Genomic DNA, 16,869 nt, shown 5'->3' on the forward strand with positions numbered 1-16,869 from the left:
CTTAGATTAACCTGAATTGCGGTTAAATGAGCCCTTTTAGTTTAGCTAACCCGTATGCTGCGATGGTAACGCAATCTTTAATGTCACCATCAATCATCATTCGTTCAAATTCATCGACCGTGAATGAACGCGTAATTAAGTCTTCTTCTTCACGATCAAGTTGATTGCCAACCTGAGATAACTCGGTGGCCAAATAAACATGACACGTTTGATTCAAAAAACCATACGCAATGAATTGTGCCCCCACATACACCATCTTATTGGCGTGCATACCTGTCTCTTCTTTTAATTCACCTTTTGCGAGCTCAAGATGATCGGCATCTGTATTGATTCCCACGCCCCCTGCGGGATTTCCCAGCACCGTTGACCAATCGTATAACGGTACTGTTGCACCAAATGAATCACGTCATTATCAATCGCAATAATCGCAGCGCAATCGGGTTTATCCACCACCCCATAGATCCCCTCTGTTCCACTCGGTCGTAAAATTCTATCTTCACGCACTGTCATCCATTTGTTTTGATACACCACTTTGCTATCGAGCTGCTTGATGTCTGTCATATGTGTCCTTACTGCTTGATTTTTGGAAATTGTTTGTAGGATAACGCGATTTTTACTCGCGTTTGTAGACGGTTTTCAAATTCAACGCGTTTATTTGAATTCAATATATCGCATCAAAACAATCATTCATTGAAATGATTTACATGGCGTAAAATGGCAATTTTTCAACTCTAAGAACTCATATAGTAACCCCATCGACGCAAAGCATGACTTTGCAAACTTGTTCACGATTGATTGAGGGTTCTTATGAGCGCAGCAGATAAAGTCTACGGTTTCAACACACCACAACGTCTGTTTGTTGGTTATACCTTGGCGGTATTGGTAGACCTTACGGTACTGAACTTTTACGACGAATATTGGGATTTCGTCACCATTGACTCATTTACCATCTCTTTTGCGGCGGCATTGCTGCTTCAGTTACTACTCAAACTCTCGATCAAAGCTGAACACAAAATTGCCGAATACTTTAAATCGAAACCCGGCACCGCACCTAAAATTTATCGCGGTATTTCAACTTACGTTATCTTAGTCGGATCCAAGTTTGTCATGCTAGAAGCAATTAATATTCTTTTTGGTGACAAAGTTGACTTTAGTGGTCCTTGGAATGGTGTCGTTGCGTTCTTTGCTGTGGTATTCACTATTCTTATTTCCGAAGTGATTGTAGGTAAACTCTACTTCAAACTTGGTGAAAAAGATCCACAATCATAAACACATGAATTTCCCCACTAAAAGCGCTGATGGTTCGGCGCTTTTTCTTGTATGCCTTGCTTACCTCAGAATGCTCAAACGAATAGATTGTAGCGAATATCCCTAACTGAAAATGAACTTCCCATGGATTAACTATACTTTGTTGGTGATACATCCAATGTAGGCAGGGAGATTGCCCCATGATTGCTCAAGCTATCGTTCGACTAACAATGGCAATGAGCCTGATGTTCTGCACTTTGATAGGCTCAACAACATATGCCAACACTAACCCCGCACTTCGTATCTCATTAGACGAAAAGCAGATACTGATGGAAATTAGAAATAACGTCTTTGGTGGTGCAAGGCTAGATGCGGCATTTCGACAAGCAACGATCTCAGGGCAGGAGCCGCCCATATTCCCTTATGAGATAGATGATCGCGGGCTGATAATATGGGAGCTCGACCCAGCCAAAATACACGCATTTTCAAGCAATGTTGGTGTCTTTCCACCCTACCAGATTACGAGCGTTAACCCGATCGTCATTCATCGCTCTCCAATGGATGCAACGCGCTTTGAGGAGTTTCTTGAAGAAAAGGGATGGCAACGGTTAAGAGAGATGTTATTCCCGAAAAGGTTCTATGTTGTCGCGGATATCGGGCTCACTACCCGTGCAGAGCAAGGTTATAAAGTCGACTTAAAAACGTTTGTTCAACTCCCTGGAAGTGACACCACATATCTATATCGATTTGCCAGCTATAAAGCGACGACTGGAACTGACTTGTTGCAATTATCCAATCTAACACCAGCGCAAATACAACTCATCTCATTGCCGCAACAATGGTCCGGCACACTGCTCACGAATGAAGGCAGTCTGCATTGGACGGTTCCGCTCAAAACAAAAAAAGCTGACATTCCAAAAATCAACAAACGCATGCACTTTTCACAGTGGTATCTTGATGCTAGTGAAAAAGTCTTAGGGCCAATGGGTAGCCTCTCTCGCTACTATTACGATGGCAGTTCAGTCAGTGCAAAGTTCATCGAAACCAAGCCAAAGTCTGCCGACATCCATCATGACTTTCCATGGGGGCAATTCGTTATAGGGTCACCAGAAGCATTTGTACTGGCAGAAACAAGCGAGTTCTTAGTTCAACCCGTCACTTCCCCCGTACAGGTGCTTGCTGGTGGTGTTAGAGCCTGTGCACTAACGACTCAATCGAGCAATAGCTCAGAGCTTTTCAGCCACCTCATCGGTTGTGTACTAGAGGGACAAAGTCCACAAGATGTGTTTGCAACGCTGTTTGGCATTGCTCAATCTCAACCGACTGTGCTTCCGGCCCAAACCCTACCGACCTTATATTATGCGCTACTAGATATTTACCAAGGTCTGGGGATTCTTTATGGCATAGAAAAACCGAAGATGTTCTTCTCACTACTGACCGCACCAAAGACGGTGTTTATTAACTTTGAAATCCCCGCTAATCGTATCCGCGCATTTGAAAAAGCCTTTTTGCCTCCCTCGTTTAAACTCGCCAAAATGCGTTTTTATCCAGAGCAACGTAAAGCCGTTTACGCCGTATCGTTGAATATTTATCGATCGGTGGGGCAAAACCTCAATGGTTATCGAGCCGAATGGTCAACCTATGTCATCAACCCAGAAGAATCCGATCCTAAACCTAGATTCAGTGTTTTAGAGGCACAAACTAGCATCGGAGGGTTTGATCCAATTATCGCTCTGGAACGTTACCTACCCGGTATGGACTTTTCTAACCCGGCCACTTTAGCGCAATTAATCGAGCCACCATCCGATCAGTTCACCTATACAGAGAACATGAACGATGGGATTCAAGTCATGTTGAGAGACAACACAGAGGGAATAGTGCTAGATGTTGATATACAGTATCCACCAGCCTCTCAAATGCTCAAGACCAATCCCACGATAGAATGGATGGAAGCCAATGATTTTGTTTATTGGGGGAAAGTGGCAGATATCCTGAAATACGATCAACAGGTTATGTTTGCTGACTTACTGGTGTTCCCTGTAAAATCGACAGACCTGATTTCAGACTCCACTTTCGCTGAATATGTAAAACCAAAGCCGTTACCGATTATTATTTGGAACGGTGGGCAAGATATCGCGCTTGAGCCGTGGGGCAACCTCGAAGCTGTGATTGTTGATGAGTAAAGTGCTTAGTGATGGATAAACTGGTTGTTAATGAATAAAGTAGATCGTTAATGAACAATACAAAAACACCATCGTGCATTCGATGGTGTTTTCAATCAGTCACCCAGACTTATTTGGGATGCTATTACAATCTTTGCATGCTAAATAGCCAAGGTCACCTACGTAATCTACGAAACTTACGCAGCAAGGATACTTTTTAGCTCATCTAATGAAGCAACCGTATAGCTTGGTGCTATCTGGTCATCAACACTTGCTCCGGTCGTATTCAACCAACACGTTTCAATGCCAAAATTGTTGCCACCAAGAATATCGGAATGCAGGTTGTCCCCCACCATCAGTACGCGAGTTTTACACGGATAGCCCATTTGACCCATCGCGTATTCAAAGATACCTAAATCCGGTTTCGCAATCCCTACCTGCTCAGAGATCACCACATGATCAAAATAGTTCGCCATTCCTGTACGCTCTAGTCGAATCGCTTGCAGTTCGGTAAACCCATTAGTGATGATCCCCATCTTCGCTTTACCATACAGCGCTTCCATCAACTCTTTTGCTCCCGGGAGTAAAGTACAGATGTCTGCCATCGCCTCTAGGAAGGCACTGTTCAATTCTGCCGTCGTCGTACTCAGCTTTTCAGCCCACTCGGTGAAACGCTTATGCTTCAACTCTTCTGCCGTCACTTTACCATCTTGATAATCGACCCAAAGTGGCTTGTTGACCGTTTGGTAATGCACGAAGTCTTGCTCCGTGAAATCCACACCTTTGCGAGAAAACATCAGCTGTAAACCTTTGAAGGCATCAAAGTGAAACAAGGTTTCATCAGCATCAAACAAGATCCAATCGTATTTCATTTTCTTCTTTCCAATATCAAGGTCTTTTCTGGCGAGTAGTTTAGATGGTCTTATTCTCAATGAAAATCTCTTATTCATGACTCTTTTCATCACCCACGCTAAAAATAAGAAAATTGGAAGAGTCAAAAGCAATCACATTCTTAGTTCGTTAACTGCTGTCCAAAAATGAGTTAAACGATTACCGCAAACGTTTACATTGATAGAATTGTTAATCTAGAATGCGCCGCCCTTAATTGATGGGCGGAATGTATGAGATATCTATGAAAACGAAATTTTTAGCAATGCTTGTTGCCTCTGCACTACTAAGTGGCTGTGGTTCCAACTCTGACGACACCGTTCTAATTCCGGAAAACGTAAAGTTTGCATCATTCAACGTTTCATTTGCCCATGACAATGATTCAACGGAAAACTTTGAGCAATGGATTGGTTACATGAACCTTTCACTCTCAGAGCAAAATGCTTTAATTCAAGAGTGGAAAGATAACCTTGAGCAAGGGATAACTGACGGAGCAAATGAAAAACTAGCAGAGCGCGTTATTCAGATTCGTAATATCGCTGCAATCATCCAAAAAAATCGTCCCGATGTATTACTACTTACAGAATTCAACAACGATGGTGAAGGCCAAAACTACGAAGCGCTAAACGGCTTTCAGAAGAACTACCTATCCATAGCACAGAGTATGAACAGTGTGGATGGTGGTGATTTGTTAGAACCTATTCAATACCCATTCGTGCAAAACTATGCGACTAATACTGGCTTGCATTCTAATATGGATTTAGACAATACGGGCGACATCGATCCGAAAGATCCTGACGATGCCTTTGGTTTTGGTTATTACCATGGTCATTATGCCTTTGCACTCATGTCAAAATATGAGATTGATACTGCGAATACACGTACATTCCAAACGTTCAAGCGCAAAGATTTACCAAACGCCGTCAACCCAGAAATCAATGTTTGTGATGGTTCAAAGCCGATGCCTTCAAATATGGCATGTGGTGACACATGGTATAGCAGTGAAGAATGGGCCGAAGTTCGCCTCTCTTCTAAAAACCATGTTGATGCACCTATACTCATCCCAACTGAAAATGGCCATAAAATCATTCATGCTTTGATGTCACACCCGACTCCATCAGGCTTCGATTCGGTCAGTGACAACAACAAATATCGTAATAGCGATGAAAATGTATTCTGGCATCACTACATTAAAAACAACGATGCGATTTATGATGATGCGGGTAAATTCGGCGGCTTTACAGGTGAAAGTTTCGTCGTGATGGGCGACTTAAACGCAGATGCTGAATTTGGCAATGCTAAGGATGCTCGATTCGACGGTGTATTTGAGCTAATGAACGATTCTTTAGTCAATCAAGACGTTGCTCATGTCGGCCAACCGAAAACACCAGAATCAACAGGGGCTACGCAAGAAAACAACAGTAAAGGCCACCCTTACCCAGAGACACGCACTGCAACGTTTGGCTCTCGAGTGGATTACGCGGTGCCATCTGCTGATCTTGATGTGGTAGATACAGGTGTATATTGGCAAGCAGAGGGCGAAGAGGGTCGTTTGTTATTTAATGACCCTCGAGTTGGGGTTCGCGGCACCGATAAAGAAATTTCTTCTGACCACCGCTTTGTATGGGCAACAGTAAAAGTTAACTGATTTCCATATTAATTGCACAATACTATCTCTAAGCCACGAGTTTCTAGAATAAAATCGTGGCTTTTGTATTTAACCATTCAGGGGGACTTTAAGACTTATCTGCACCACATTTAGCACATTCTTGATATGTTCTCTCGCCTTCACTAATGACGACATAGTGACTGACACACTTCTCACACAAAGCCAATGTTGGATAAGCTAACTTTGCTTTCTTGGCGTTGATATCACCCTCAACTACGTAGAACTTTCTCATTTTTGTCATCACTCATTAGAAATTTACAAAGCATTATATTTCTAAAACGCATGTTCTACATAATTTTGAAACCGCTTTTAAAAGCGGCCTCTGTAAATCAAAAACAAGTAGAAGAAAACCTTTATTTAGTTAATCCTCTTCATCCAAACGACGAATCAACTTGGCAGGCGTGCCGCCGTAAAGGCAGTCTGGTGGGACATCACTGTTTACCACTGAGTTAGCTGCAATTACTGAGCGAGCACCAATGGTCACCCCTTGGTTGATCACCGAGTTGCCACCAATCCAGACACTATCTTCAATTGTGATCGGCTTACAAAACGTTTCCCACTTGAGTCGACTGCGGTAATCCAGAGAGTGCGAAGCGGTATAAAACTGAACACTAGGGCCGATAAGGACGTGGCTACCAATGGTGATTTTAGCTCCATCAAGCATCACCACGTTCATGTTGATAAACGTCTGCTCGCCGATCTCAATGGTTTTACCAAATTCACAATGAAATGGTGGTTGAATATAGCTATTTCCCACCTTGCCTAGTAGCTCTACTTGTAAGGTAATACGCTCTTCGGCATCAGTGCTGCTATTCAACTTGAGTAACGTTTTGGTTGCATTCGTACGAATCGCATCAATCTCTTCGTCTCCACCATCAAAGATTTGGCCGGACATCATTTTTTCTAACTCGGTCACTGGATTATTCCTACAACTTTTGACATCAATAGAGTAATGCAAAATAGCGATAAAAAAAGAGAAAAGCTCGCGCTTTTCTCTTTCCTGTATTAAGTCAACAAGTATGGGAGCGAAGCATGCTCCGCCCCCTAATGACTCACGCTACTGGAGTACCAATTGCTTTGATAAGCTTTGGACGCAAATAAAGCATGCGCCTTTGCCCTTTGGACAACATGGTCATCAACTTCTTTTGGTGTCATTTCCTTAGTAGTAAAATCATATTTTAACGTAGACACTTTTTCTCCAGGGGAGAAGACAACCAAATTGTCTCGAGTTAAGTAACCAAAATTTTTGTCATATTGCATCATCGCTCGTTCATCTTGGCGTGATAACGGCTTCGTCATGTCTCGGCCAATCATTGGCGTCTTTGCATCAATACCAATTAGAGAAAGTAATGTCGGCGGCATATCAATATTATTGGCAATGCGATCATCGACTCTCGGCAAAACATCTTTACCCAAAATCACTGCCGGAATATGAAAATGCTTCACAGGAACAAGCTCAGCACCAAAAACTCGAGCATCGTGATCGGCAATGACAATAAAAATGGTCTCATCCCAATATGACGATTTTCTGGCTTTTTCAAAGAAACGACCTAACGCATAATCTGAGTATTTTACAGCATTATTACGTGTCATATGCTCTTCATCAAATTGCTCAATTTTTCCGTTTGGATATTCATAAGGACTATGATTACTGGACGTAAATACCAAGCTAAAAAATGGCTGTTCACGTTTTGATAAGCGCTCAAACTCTTCATTTGCTTTGTTGTAAAGATCTTCATCACTAACTCCCCAAGACCCAACAAACTCAGGTTTTATATAGTCTTTTTCTTCTACGATTTGCTCAAAACCATTGCCGAAGAAAAAAGACTTCATGTTGTCAAAGTTCGCTTCACCGCCATAAATAAACTGCGTGAAATATCCGTTTTGCTTCAGCAGATCCGCAATTGTAAAGAAACCCGTTTGACTTTTACTTAACTTTACCACTGCTCGAGATGGTGATGGAGGAAACCCAGTGGTGACAGCTTCAATACCACGAACCGAACGCGTCCCTGTTGCATACATTTGTGTAAATGCCCAGCCCTCAGACATTAGCTGATCAAGGTTAGGAGTCAATGGTAACCCACCCAATGAACCAACAAATTGCGCCCCTAAACTTTCTTGCAATAGAATAACTAAGTTCTTAGGCTTTCCTTTATAAGTCGCGACATTGAAGTTCATTGTAGGCATTGATGAAGAATCAAATTCTGATTTTTTTGAAGACGAACGAACCAAATCTAAGAGGGTGTTGTCATCCATTTTTCCGTAAAACTGCTCTGCATTTTTCTCTGATTTCATATTGTTCACTGCAAAGAACAAAGAATAAGAAGAGTTAAGAACAAGATCATTCATTAAAGGATCTGTAGAATATGCAACCATTGCAGGATTAAGCGGGCGATGACCAAATGAAGAACGTGCACCAGCAACACCAATCACAACGACGATAATGGCCAACAACGGGCGCCATTGCCATTTTATCTGTTGTGAAGAATCAACTAGGGCTTTACTCCACTTCCATCCCAAAACTAAAGTCAATAACGTTCCAAGTGTGCCAATAAACAGTTCTAATTTATAGCCCGTCCAAAGCATGCTTAAAACCTCTTTGGGATAAATCAGATACTCAACAAATAATCGATTTGGTCGTAAATCATATTCTTGAATAAATGGGGTAGTTGCCAACTCCATGTAGACAATAATCCATAACCCCGCCACCATCCATACACGAAGGAGCCATTTCCAACACTCCCCAAGTTTACCGCTCAGGGGTAATAAAGCTGAAACTAAACCCGGTAAAATATAGAGCCAACACAAGGTAGCTATATCAATTCGAACACCTTGACTAAGAATATAAAAAAAATCATTCCATGACTCAACTCGGTCCCACTGCCAAACCATCAGTAGAAAGCGAGAAGCGGATAAAAATACTAGAGAAAAAAGTGAGAACAACACAACTGGTCGCATTGGTCCCAATAGTGATTTAGTTGAAAAATTCTTCATGTCTATTACTTTGCGCTTAATAATTAATGCTAATTATAATAAAACACAAGTGAAGCAAGCGTGAAGAAACATCATTGGTTCTTTTTGTTTATTAAAAAAAAAGAGAAAAACTCGCGCTTTTCTCTTTCCTATTTTGTGATTTTGCAAAGAGGGTTATACGATTTCCCAACTATGAGTCATCTCTACACCTTTACCGAGCATCAAGCACACTGAGCAGTATTTCTCTAGTGAATCTGCCGCTACTTTAGCCACGATTTCGGAGTCTAGATCTTCCCCTGATACTTCAAAGTGGATATTCACTTGTGTGAAAATTCGCGGTGCTGTGTCACGACGTTCCGTTGTAAGCTTCGCGTTAACAGAAGTAACTTTCTGGCCCGCCGTTTTCAAACCATCGACAACGTCTACAGAACTGCAACCACCAGCGGCCATTAATACCATTTCCATTGGGCTTGGTGCTGTTGCACCGCCGTTGCCATCCATCACCACTGAGTGACCAGATTGAGATTGACCAAGGAACTTAAACCCTTCAACCCATTTTACTTCTGCTTGCATGATATTCCTCATGATTACTTGTGACTCATCGAGTAAAAGACATTGATGAGCGCATATATCTTGCCGTTAATGTAGCCCTCTTGAAGATAAAGAGAAAATGAAAATTAACGATTATTGTAATTTTTTCGCTCTTTGCTCTTTCTTCTTACGTAACAATCATTGGAACAATGACGTTTGAGGAAGTTATGAAGAATGTATCTAAGTTGTTGGTGGGGTTATCTTTCACACTCCCTGTTCTATTTATATTGCTAAGTAAAACAGGCACCGCTGATACCATGGATAAGATGGACGCATCGAACAAAATCGATATTGCGACATTAGCGGGCGGTTGCTTCTGGTGTACTGAATCGGACTTAGAGCAATTACCGGGGGTATTGGACGTTGTGTCTGGCTATTCAGGTGGTGATTTGGCCAATCCGACCTATCGCCAAGTCTCTTCGGGAAAATCTGGTCATATAGAAGTCATTGAGGTGAAATACGATCCTTCTGTGGTGAGCTACGAGCAAGTACTGGACTATTTCTTCCGCCATATTGATCCGACTGACGACAAAGGCTCATTCGTCGACCGTGGTCCTCAATACCGTCCTGCAATTTTCTACCATAGTGCAGAGCAAAAGCAGATTGCTAAGCAATTTATGATGGAAATCGACAAGGCGATGATTTACCCAAAACCACTAAAAACAGAGTTGATCGAGTTTGAGAAGTTCTACCCTGCAGAGTCGTACCATCAGGATTACTACAAGAAGAGTAGCTTGAAATACAAGTACTATCGCTACGCATCTGGCCGCGATAAATACCTAGACGAAGTGTTTGGTGACGATCGCCAAGAGAATCCCAAAACACTGCGCCAACTTATTGATGAAAAGGAATTACAAGCCAAAGTAAAGGTTTACGCTAAGCCCTCCGACAAAGAGATTAAGGCAAAGCTGACCGAGCTACAGTACTACGTCACCCAAGAAGAGGGAACAGAGCGCCCTTTTGATAACAAGTATTGGGATAACAAAGCAGCAGGAATATACGTTGATGTTGTGTCTGGAGAGCCACTGTTCTCATCCACTGACAAGTACAAATCAGGCACCGGCTGGCCAAGCTTTACTCGACCAATTAACTCTGCTTACATCGTCGAGAAAACCGACTTCAAACTGCTTTACCCGCGTACCGAGATCCGCAGTAAGTTTGGCGATTCTCATATTGGTCACGTATTCAAAGACGGTCCAAAGCCGACCGGATTACGTTACTGCATGAACTCAGCCGCGATGGAGTTTATCCCTGTCAACAAGATGGCGAGCCTCGGTTATGGTGATTACCTGTACTTATTCGATAAATAGCACCATGCGACATAATATTCACACCTAACAAATAGCGACACTCAACGAATATTCAAACAATATCAAGCACGGTGAAGCCAAGAGGAATGAGCAATCTGAGTGATGAAAGGTTTTAAATCCGATCTGCCCATAAAAGTTTGTCCAGTTTGTCAGCGCCCATTTTCTTGGCGAAAGAAGTGGGCGCGAAATTGGGAGGAAGTCATTTATTGTTCTGAGCGTTGTCGAAGAAGTAAAGCTAGGAAGTAAAAAGAAAGAAGTAAAAACAAAGAAAATGTAGGGCAATAGCCCATCGTCTCTTTCTGATTATAACGTTTAAAGGACTTGAGCTTTTACCAAGCTAATAACGTGCCATCATAAGCCCAAAATGCCCCGCTATCTTGAGGGGTTGCGTTTGCTATCAAGCGCAATAAATCCTTTGCCACACGTTCTGGTGTAAACAACTTACCCTCAGGCACATTCGCCTGAAATGGGGCCGATAAGGCAGTATCCGTCGTACCAGGATGAAGTGAAAGCACCGTGCCATGTTTAACCATTCGATGCCATTCTATCGACATGGTTTTAAGGAACATGTTTAACGCCGCTTTTGATGCGCGGTAGCTGTACCAACCACCTAGCTGATTGTCACTGATGCTGCCAACTTTGGCCGATATGGTCGCAAACTTAGGTGCTGCACTGCGCTTGAGCTTGGGCGTAAAGTATTTCGCCAACAGCAAGCTTGGCAAAGTATTAACCATGATGGCTTGCTGAAAAAAGTCGGCATCAAGCGAGCTCAGATTTTTCTCTGGGCCTTTACCTTGAGTGTGCAACATACCAACGCAGTTCACCAACCAGTCAACATGTTCAATTTGCTCGCTAAGCGCTTTCACCTGCCCATCACGAGACACATCTGCATGATACCAAGTCACATGAGAGTGTTGCCAATCAGGTCTCTGGTTACGATAGGTAGCATGCACTCGGGCTTGAGGGAAGCGAGCGGCGACTTCTTGCACCATCGCTAAACCAATTCCACCATTGCCACCGACGATGAGTATTTCCATCACAACTTCTCCACGTTTTCTATGTAATGTTCTGCGGTATCGAGTATCGCTTGCCGTTGTTGTTCTTCCATGTTGTCCCAAGAGCGGAAAATCATCCCTATACGCGGATTGGTTGCGAGACGCCTGTCGTGCTTGTTCATAAAACGCCAATACAAGCTGTTGAACGGACACGAGCCTTCTCCACTGCGCGCTTTATTGTCGTAATGGCAGCCTTTGCAGTAGTCGCTCATTTTATTGATGTAAGAACCACTCGCCGCGTAAGGTTTGGTACCAACAATGCCGCCGTCAGCAAACAATGCCATGCCACGAGTGTTCGGCATTTCTACCCATTCAATAGCATCAACATAGATACCGAGATACCACTCATCTACTTGATCAGGATCTATCTCGGTTAACAAGCAAAAATTACCAGTCACCATCAAACGTTGGATGTGGTGTGCGTAGGCGTAATCGAGAGACTGACCAATCGCATTGCGCATACAGGCCATTTTGGTTTCGCCACTCCAAAAGAAGTCTGGCAGCTTTCTTTCTGCGCCCAACTCGTTCTTTTTCGGGTAATGAGGCATGTTCGCCCAATAGACGCCACGGATGTACTCTCGCCAACCTAAGACTTGACGAATAAACCCTTCGACTTGAGAAATGTCGATGTCCGCGTTGGAGTGAAACGCCTTAAGTGAAGCATCAATCACCTCTTGCGGATGCAGCATCTTGCTGTTAAGCGAGAATGAAATTCGGCTGTGGTATAAGCTCCACTGAGCATCGTGCTGCCCTGTCATGGCATCTTGAAAACGGCCGAACAGCGGCAGACAAACTTGGCAGAAATGCGCGAGTAAAGACAGGCTCTGTGCGCGATTGATCGGCCACAACAAATCCCCCCCAAGGTTTCCGATGGTTTTGATGTTGTGTCGTGCCAACCGCTCAGTGATACCACGTACATCGGTGCTGAACATCAGAGGCTGTGGCAGTTGTTCAATGTCTTGGGCCTTGAGCCTATTACGGTTGTTAGCGTCATAATTCCATTTCCCGCCGACGGGTTTGCCGTCTTGTATCAAGATGTCGAAACGCTTACGCATGCGGCGATAAAAGTGCTCCATCATGATGTGTTTGCCTTGGGGAAATTGCGATTCTATTTCCTCAAACGGCAACAAAAAGTGCTCAGAGTCGACGCAGCGCATCACCACACCATCAAGCTTTATCTTGGCTAACTGCTCTAGCAGACGATATTCATCGGGGCGTTGATATTCAAACTTACTGGCACCCACTTCGCTCACATAATGTTGCAAAACTTGCTCAAGGTCATCGAACGACTGAGTGTCATCTAATGTTAGATGCAAAACCTGATGACCTTCACACTGACGCTCTTTTGCAAACTGATCCATCGCAGAGAAAAACGCACACACTTTCTGGATATGGTGCGTTACGTAGGTACTCTCATGTTTGAGCTCCGCAATCAGGTAAAGAACACGGTCGTCTGGTTCTTTAAACCAAGAATGCTCACTGTTGAGTTGATCACCCAAGACCAATCGTAGGGTTCCAAATTGCATTATGACTTCTCCTGCGATGACGACTTTTCAGTCGTGTTCATTCATGATTGGCCAGTCAACCATATCTACACTATCCAAATGTGCGCCTGCGCAACGTCCTTTCCATCGGTCAATAAATTCCATATATGGGTCATACATCTGCGTCTGTTTTTCGAGGTTGAATTGTCGTGTCCCTCGAGGATCGGCTCCGACCCCAGCCAAGTATTGCCAATTTCCCCAGTTCGATGCTACATCATAATCGATCAGTTGTGCTTCAAAATATGCCGCACCATAGCGCCAATCAAGGCCAAGCTCGTGCACCAAACAACTTGCAACCAATTGCCTGCCACGGTTCGACATATAGCCCGTTTCGTTTAGCTGGTGCATGCAAGCATTAACAATAGGGAAAGGGGTTTCTCCTTTCTTCCATTGCTGGAAACGGTGGGCATAAAAGCTAGTGAGTGGGGCTTTATTTTGGATACCACCGAATCGAAAGAGCTGTCGTTTGTATCGACGGGCATACCAATAAAAGTATTCACGCCAAAGCAATTCGAAATAAATCCAATAGGTTGAATCATTTGCGCCATTCGCGGCTTCATAATGTTTCAACATGGCATAAATGGTTTTCGGAGAAAGGCACCCATTAGCTAACCAAGGAGAAAACTTAGTCGAGTAATCCATGCCATCTAAACCATTACGCGTTTGTTTATATTCACTGGCTAGTGTTGATGCAAAATATTGACGACAATGTTCCAGTCCTGCTCTCTCTCCACCAAAAAAAGAACGATGTTTGTTTGATGCGGACAGGCACAACAAAGCCTCTGGCTCGTAGGTCACCATCCTAGGTAACACTTGGACTTTATCAACTGGAGAGCAGACTGTCAGACATTCAGCTCTCTTTCGAAATTGAGTAATTGTTTTCGGCAACTCTCGCAAAGTGAACGGTAATTGGTCCTCGGCAAACAATGTACAAATTTCACTTTTGGTAACAATAAGGTGTGGATTCTGTCTCTTAATTATTTCTACCGCTCTTTGCTCATCCACCCCCGCATTCGCATTGACAAATAAATGCGTTACTCCTATTTGCTCAATCGCATGTTGCAAAGCTGGTAAGGGGCTGAGGTTGACAACGGTGAGTCGTTGCCCAAGAGAATGAAGAGAGGTATCGAGACACAAAAGCGCATCTTTGATAAAGCGCTGCCTACCTTGTCCAAGTTGGGAGACTTGAGCGTAATGGGATAAAAAAGGGGTGATGTATGGATAACAATACAAACATAGAAGTTCATCTACCTCTTGCGTTGCATGACTCAAAAGCAAATTGTCATGCACTCGTAGATCGTTGGTAAACCAATATAATCCGACTCTTCTGCTCAAATTAGCCTCTTAGACACTCGTTGTCATCTAAACCATTCTTACGCTTAGTCGATAAATGAGATCAAAACTGACGATTTTATGGAAGCCAAATGAGCAAACAAACGATTACCTAAAATTTATAAATTCAACATAGTTAACTAAGACTTTTGAAGTATTTGTTTGATTATTTACCCATTTTTCAAGTTTATTGACTCAAAATGGCAAAATTTTAAAGCGATGTCTCGTTATATCCGTTAACCTAAAGATACTCTTATTTGCACGTTATACCGCATAGATGACCGACGAGTTTAAAAAATCAGCCGCTAACCTCAGAAAAGCCGTTCCACTCATGATCAAAAACCACGTAGCCGCAACACCAGCGAACTACGCGCTTTGGTATACCTACGTCGATAAAACTATGCCTGAGCTGAATATGGAGCTAGATCGAGTCCTCGAAAACTACGAGACTTGCCCACCAGCCGTACACAAACAGCTCTATAACAACTACGTTGCAAGCAAAGCAGAAACGAATTTAGAAGAATTAAAAACAAATGTCGAAGTACTATTGTGTGAGCTGACAAGCTCTATGAACGACACGATCAGCGATACATCCTCATTCTCTGACATGGTCGATAAGAGCTTTTCCAAATTGGAAAAAGTGGAAGACAATAGTTTAAGCATTGAAGAAGTGATGAGCGTGATTCGTCAACTTATTGCTGAATCCCGAGAAATTCGCCACTCAACTAAATTTCTCAATCATCAACTGACCAACGCGAGTGAAGAAATCTCCCGCCTAAAAAGCCAACTCGCCGAAGTTCAAAAAGACGCCTTGTTTGATGGACTGTCTAAATTGTATAACCGCCGCGCTTTCGACAGTGATTTAAACGTCCTAATTGAAAGTAATCAGAGCATGTCACTGGTTATGCTCGATATTGATCATTTCAAAGCATTCAATGATAACTATGGTCACTTATTTGGCGATACTGTCATCAAAGGGATAGCACGCCGATTGCAGCAGAGTTGTCGTGATGGCATTTGTGCCTATCGTTTCGGCGGCGAGGAGTTTGCGTTAATCGTCCCAAACAAGTCTCTTCGGATCGCTCGTCAATATGCGGACACATTACGTCGTATGATTGAAAAACTGCACGTTACAGACAAACGTTCGGGCACCCAAGTGCAAAGTGTGACCGCCTCTTTTGGCGTTGCTGAATACGAGGTCGGCGATACGTTAGAAACGCTGATCAACAAAGCAGACAAGCAACTCTATGAGGCAAAACAACTCGGTCGAAATCGGGTTATGCCTGTCTGATACCACCCGTAATAAAACAGCTCATCCCAAGCTGTTATAACGGATGACAACTTTGTTTAAATTCTTGACTAAGAACAAACCCCAAGCGTCTGCTTGGGGTTTGTTATTTCTAAATTCATGAAAAGCTAGTCAACACTATCACTAGTAAACACTGTAGCTAATCAACGCTGTAACAATAGCTTAAGAAGTAGTCTTCACCATTCTTAGCGGTGTACTCTTTGTCCTCACTGCAAGCCATCGGTTTCCCTTTTTTGTCACCTTTAATTAGGCTAATCCAATGGCGCATTGCCGTTGGTGCGTAGCCCGTTAACTCTGGGCTAAATGTCGTACGAGTTTCTAGTTGAATATCATCAATATCCATAAGTTCTACGCAACCTGTGCCTTTATGACAACCAAACATCACTTCCACATGGCTACCCGATGCATCTTTAAAAAGAATCGACTTTGGGTCTTCCTTTTCACCAGTGTAGGCAACAAAGTGTTTAGGGCATTTAAGGCCACTATGCGTCCCGTCTTTGAAGTAAACCATTACATGTCGGTAATCAATCACGTAACTTGATACATCTTGGTGCGACCCGTTCTCTAGTGGGAACATGCGGTCTAGAAGCTGTTTTGCCTTAATTTGCTTCTCGCTCTGCTGTTCTGCACTTACCGCCTCGACGGCAAATACAGCTTCAGCGATAAATGGGCGTTCTTGTTGTTGGATGTCTTTTTTATCGAAATTCAGCATATTCATCGTCGTTTCCTCGCACTTAAATACTCTACTGCACTCAAACTACCTACTGTACTTAAACTAAATACTGCAC

14 protein-coding genes and 2 pseudogenes are annotated in these 16,869 nt (G+C 43.1%); 6 read left to right on the top strand and 10 right to left on the bottom strand.

The window, feature by feature from the left end; genetic code table 11:
* Window positions 1-22: 22 nt before the first annotated feature.
* A pseudogene (locus KHN78_RS18610) lies at window positions 23-561 on the bottom strand (NUDIX domain-containing protein).
* A gap of 246 nt (window positions 562-807) precedes the next feature.
* Between KHN78_RS18610 and KHN78_RS18615 the strand changes: the two are divergent.
* Both KHN78_RS18615 and KHN78_RS18620 read left to right on the top strand, forming a co-directional pair.
* Entirely contained in the window at window positions 808-1,269 is a 462-nt protein-coding gene (locus KHN78_RS18615) for a hypothetical protein (protein ID WP_128812547.1), read from the top strand.
* 179 nt (window positions 1,270-1,448) lie between these two features.
* On the top strand, window positions 1,449-3,431 hold the full coding sequence (locus tag KHN78_RS18620; RefSeq protein WP_211918006.1) for a hypothetical protein: 1,983 nt from the start codon (window positions 1,449-1,451) through the stop codon (window positions 3,429-3,431).
* Window positions 3,432-3,607: 176 nt separating this feature from the next.
* On the opposite strand, the gene yjjG is transcribed toward KHN78_RS18620, so the two are convergent.
* On the bottom strand, window positions 3,608-4,282 hold the full coding sequence (yjjG, locus tag KHN78_RS18625) for a pyrimidine 5'-nucleotidase (RefSeq protein ID WP_211918009.1): 675 nt from the start codon (window positions 4,280-4,282) through the stop codon (window positions 3,608-3,610).
* A gap of 260 nt (window positions 4,283-4,542) precedes the next feature.
* On the opposite strand from yjjG, the gene KHN78_RS18630 reads away from it, so the two are divergent.
* Window positions 4,543-5,946: an endonuclease/exonuclease/phosphatase family protein gene (locus KHN78_RS18630; RefSeq protein ID WP_211918011.1), complete on the top strand. Its 1,404-nt coding sequence runs from the start codon at window positions 4,543-4,545 to the stop codon at window positions 5,944-5,946.
* 88 nt (window positions 5,947-6,034) lie between these two features.
* Here KHN78_RS18630 and KHN78_RS18635 read toward each other — a convergent pair whose 3' ends face one another.
* From KHN78_RS18635 to KHN78_RS18650, 4 genes are all read right to left on the bottom strand, one after another.
* A complete protein-coding gene (locus KHN78_RS18635; protein WP_211918013.1) occupies window positions 6,035-6,199 on the bottom strand; it encodes a hypothetical protein in 165 nt (54 codons plus the stop codon).
* A 129-nt stretch (window positions 6,200-6,328) separates the two neighbouring features.
* Complete coding sequence (locus KHN78_RS18640) at window positions 6,329-6,883, bottom strand: sugar O-acetyltransferase (protein WP_211918015.1); 555 nt, start codon at window positions 6,881-6,883, stop codon at window positions 6,329-6,331.
* A gap of 128 nt (window positions 6,884-7,011) precedes the next feature.
* On the bottom strand, window positions 7,012-8,961 hold the full coding sequence (locus tag KHN78_RS18645; RefSeq protein ID WP_211918017.1) for an LTA synthase family protein: 1,950 nt from the start codon (window positions 8,959-8,961) through the stop codon (window positions 7,012-7,014).
* Between the two features lie 153 nt (window positions 8,962-9,114).
* Window positions 9,115-9,513: an OsmC family protein gene (locus KHN78_RS18650; RefSeq protein ID WP_211918019.1), complete on the bottom strand. Its 399-nt coding sequence runs from the start codon at window positions 9,511-9,513 to the stop codon at window positions 9,115-9,117.
* A gap of 185 nt (window positions 9,514-9,698) precedes the next feature.
* Between KHN78_RS18650 and msrB the strand changes: the two genes are divergently transcribed.
* Window positions 9,699-10,841 carry a peptide-methionine (R)-S-oxide reductase MsrB gene (msrB, locus tag KHN78_RS18655; protein ID WP_211918021.1) on the top strand — a complete coding sequence of 381 codons (1,143 nt, stop codon included), beginning with the start codon at window positions 9,699-9,701 and terminating at the stop codon, window positions 10,839-10,841.
* A gap of 102 nt (window positions 10,842-10,943) precedes the next feature.
* Entirely contained in the window at window positions 10,944-11,087 is a 144-nt protein-coding gene (locus KHN78_RS18660; protein WP_211918937.1) for a DUF2256 domain-containing protein, read from the top strand.
* An 83-nt stretch (window positions 11,088-11,170) separates the two neighbouring features.
* Here the strand turns inward: KHN78_RS18660 and KHN78_RS18665 are convergent, their stop codons facing one another.
* The 3 genes and pseudogenes from KHN78_RS18665 to KHN78_RS18675 form a co-directional block, all read right to left on the bottom strand.
* Window positions 11,171-11,878 carry an SDR family oxidoreductase gene (locus KHN78_RS18665; protein ID WP_211918939.1) on the bottom strand — a complete coding sequence of 236 codons (708 nt, stop codon included), beginning with the start codon at window positions 11,876-11,878 and terminating at the stop codon, window positions 11,171-11,173.
* On the bottom strand, window positions 11,878-13,422 hold the full coding sequence (locus tag KHN78_RS18670; protein WP_211918023.1) for a cryptochrome/photolyase family protein: 1,545 nt from the start codon (window positions 13,420-13,422) through the stop codon (window positions 11,878-11,880). Before KHN78_RS18670 ends, KHN78_RS18665 begins: the two co-directional genes overlap by 1 nt.
* Window positions 13,422-14,775 (bottom strand): annotated as a pseudogene (locus KHN78_RS18675) (DASH family cryptochrome). Before KHN78_RS18675 ends, KHN78_RS18670 begins: the two are co-directional and overlap by 1 nt.
* Before the next feature lie 274 nt (window positions 14,776-15,049).
* On the opposite strand from KHN78_RS18675, the gene KHN78_RS18680 reads away from it, so the two are divergent.
* Window positions 15,050-16,063: a GGDEF domain-containing protein gene (locus KHN78_RS18680; RefSeq protein ID WP_211918027.1), complete on the top strand. Its 1,014-nt coding sequence runs from the start codon at window positions 15,050-15,052 to the stop codon at window positions 16,061-16,063.
* 157 nt (window positions 16,064-16,220) lie between these two features.
* On the opposite strand, the gene KHN78_RS18685 is transcribed toward KHN78_RS18680, so the two are convergent.
* On the bottom strand, window positions 16,221-16,799 hold the full coding sequence (locus tag KHN78_RS18685; RefSeq protein ID WP_211918030.1) for a hypothetical protein: 579 nt from the start codon (window positions 16,797-16,799) through the stop codon (window positions 16,221-16,223).
* Window positions 16,800-16,869 lie beyond the last annotated feature (70 nt).

It is taken from the genome of Vibrio sp. B1REV9 (genome assembly GCF_905175395.2).
GTDB lineage: Bacteria > Pseudomonadota > Gammaproteobacteria > Enterobacterales > Vibrionaceae > Vibrio > Vibrio alfacsensis.

Excerpts from the sequence above, each read along its gene's own strand:
- KHN78_RS18685 (WP_211918030.1), bottom strand. The coding sequence starts at position 16,799 with ATGAATATGCTGAATTTCGATAAAAAAGACATCCAACAACAAGAACGC.
- KHN78_RS18680 (WP_211918027.1), top strand. The coding sequence starts at position 15,050 with ATGACCGACGAGTTTAAAAAATCAGCCGCTAACCTCAGAAAAGCCGTT.
- KHN78_RS18665 (WP_211918939.1), bottom strand. The coding sequence starts at position 11,878 with ATGGAAATACTCATCGTCGGTGGCAATGGTGGAATTGGTTTAGCGATG.
- KHN78_RS18620 (WP_211918006.1), top strand. The coding sequence starts at position 1,449 with ATGATTGCTCAAGCTATCGTTCGACTAACAATGGCAATGAGCCTGATG.
- KHN78_RS18660 (WP_211918937.1), top strand. The coding sequence starts at position 10,944 with ATGAAAGGTTTTAAATCCGATCTGCCCATAAAAGTTTGTCCAGTTTGT.
- msrB (WP_211918021.1), top strand. The coding sequence starts at position 9,699 with ATGAAGAATGTATCTAAGTTGTTGGTGGGGTTATCTTTCACACTCCCT.
- KHN78_RS18645 (WP_211918017.1), bottom strand. The coding sequence starts at position 8,961 with ATGAAGAATTTTTCAACTAAATCACTATTGGGACCAATGCGACCAGTT.
- KHN78_RS18630 (WP_211918011.1), top strand. The coding sequence starts at position 4,543 with ATGAAAACGAAATTTTTAGCAATGCTTGTTGCCTCTGCACTACTAAGT.
- KHN78_RS18650 (WP_211918019.1), bottom strand. The coding sequence starts at position 9,513 with ATGCAAGCAGAAGTAAAATGGGTTGAAGGGTTTAAGTTCCTTGGTCAA.
- KHN78_RS18615 (WP_128812547.1), top strand. The coding sequence starts at position 808 with ATGAGCGCAGCAGATAAAGTCTACGGTTTCAACACACCACAACGTCTG.
- yjjG (WP_211918009.1), bottom strand. The coding sequence starts at position 4,282 with ATGAAATACGATTGGATCTTGTTTGATGCTGATGAAACCTTGTTTCAC.
- KHN78_RS18670 (WP_211918023.1), bottom strand. The coding sequence starts at position 13,422 with ATGCAATTTGGAACCCTACGATTGGTCTTGGGTGATCAACTCAACAGT.
- KHN78_RS18635 (WP_211918013.1), bottom strand. The coding sequence starts at position 6,199 with ATGAGAAAGTTCTACGTAGTTGAGGGTGATATCAACGCCAAGAAAGCA.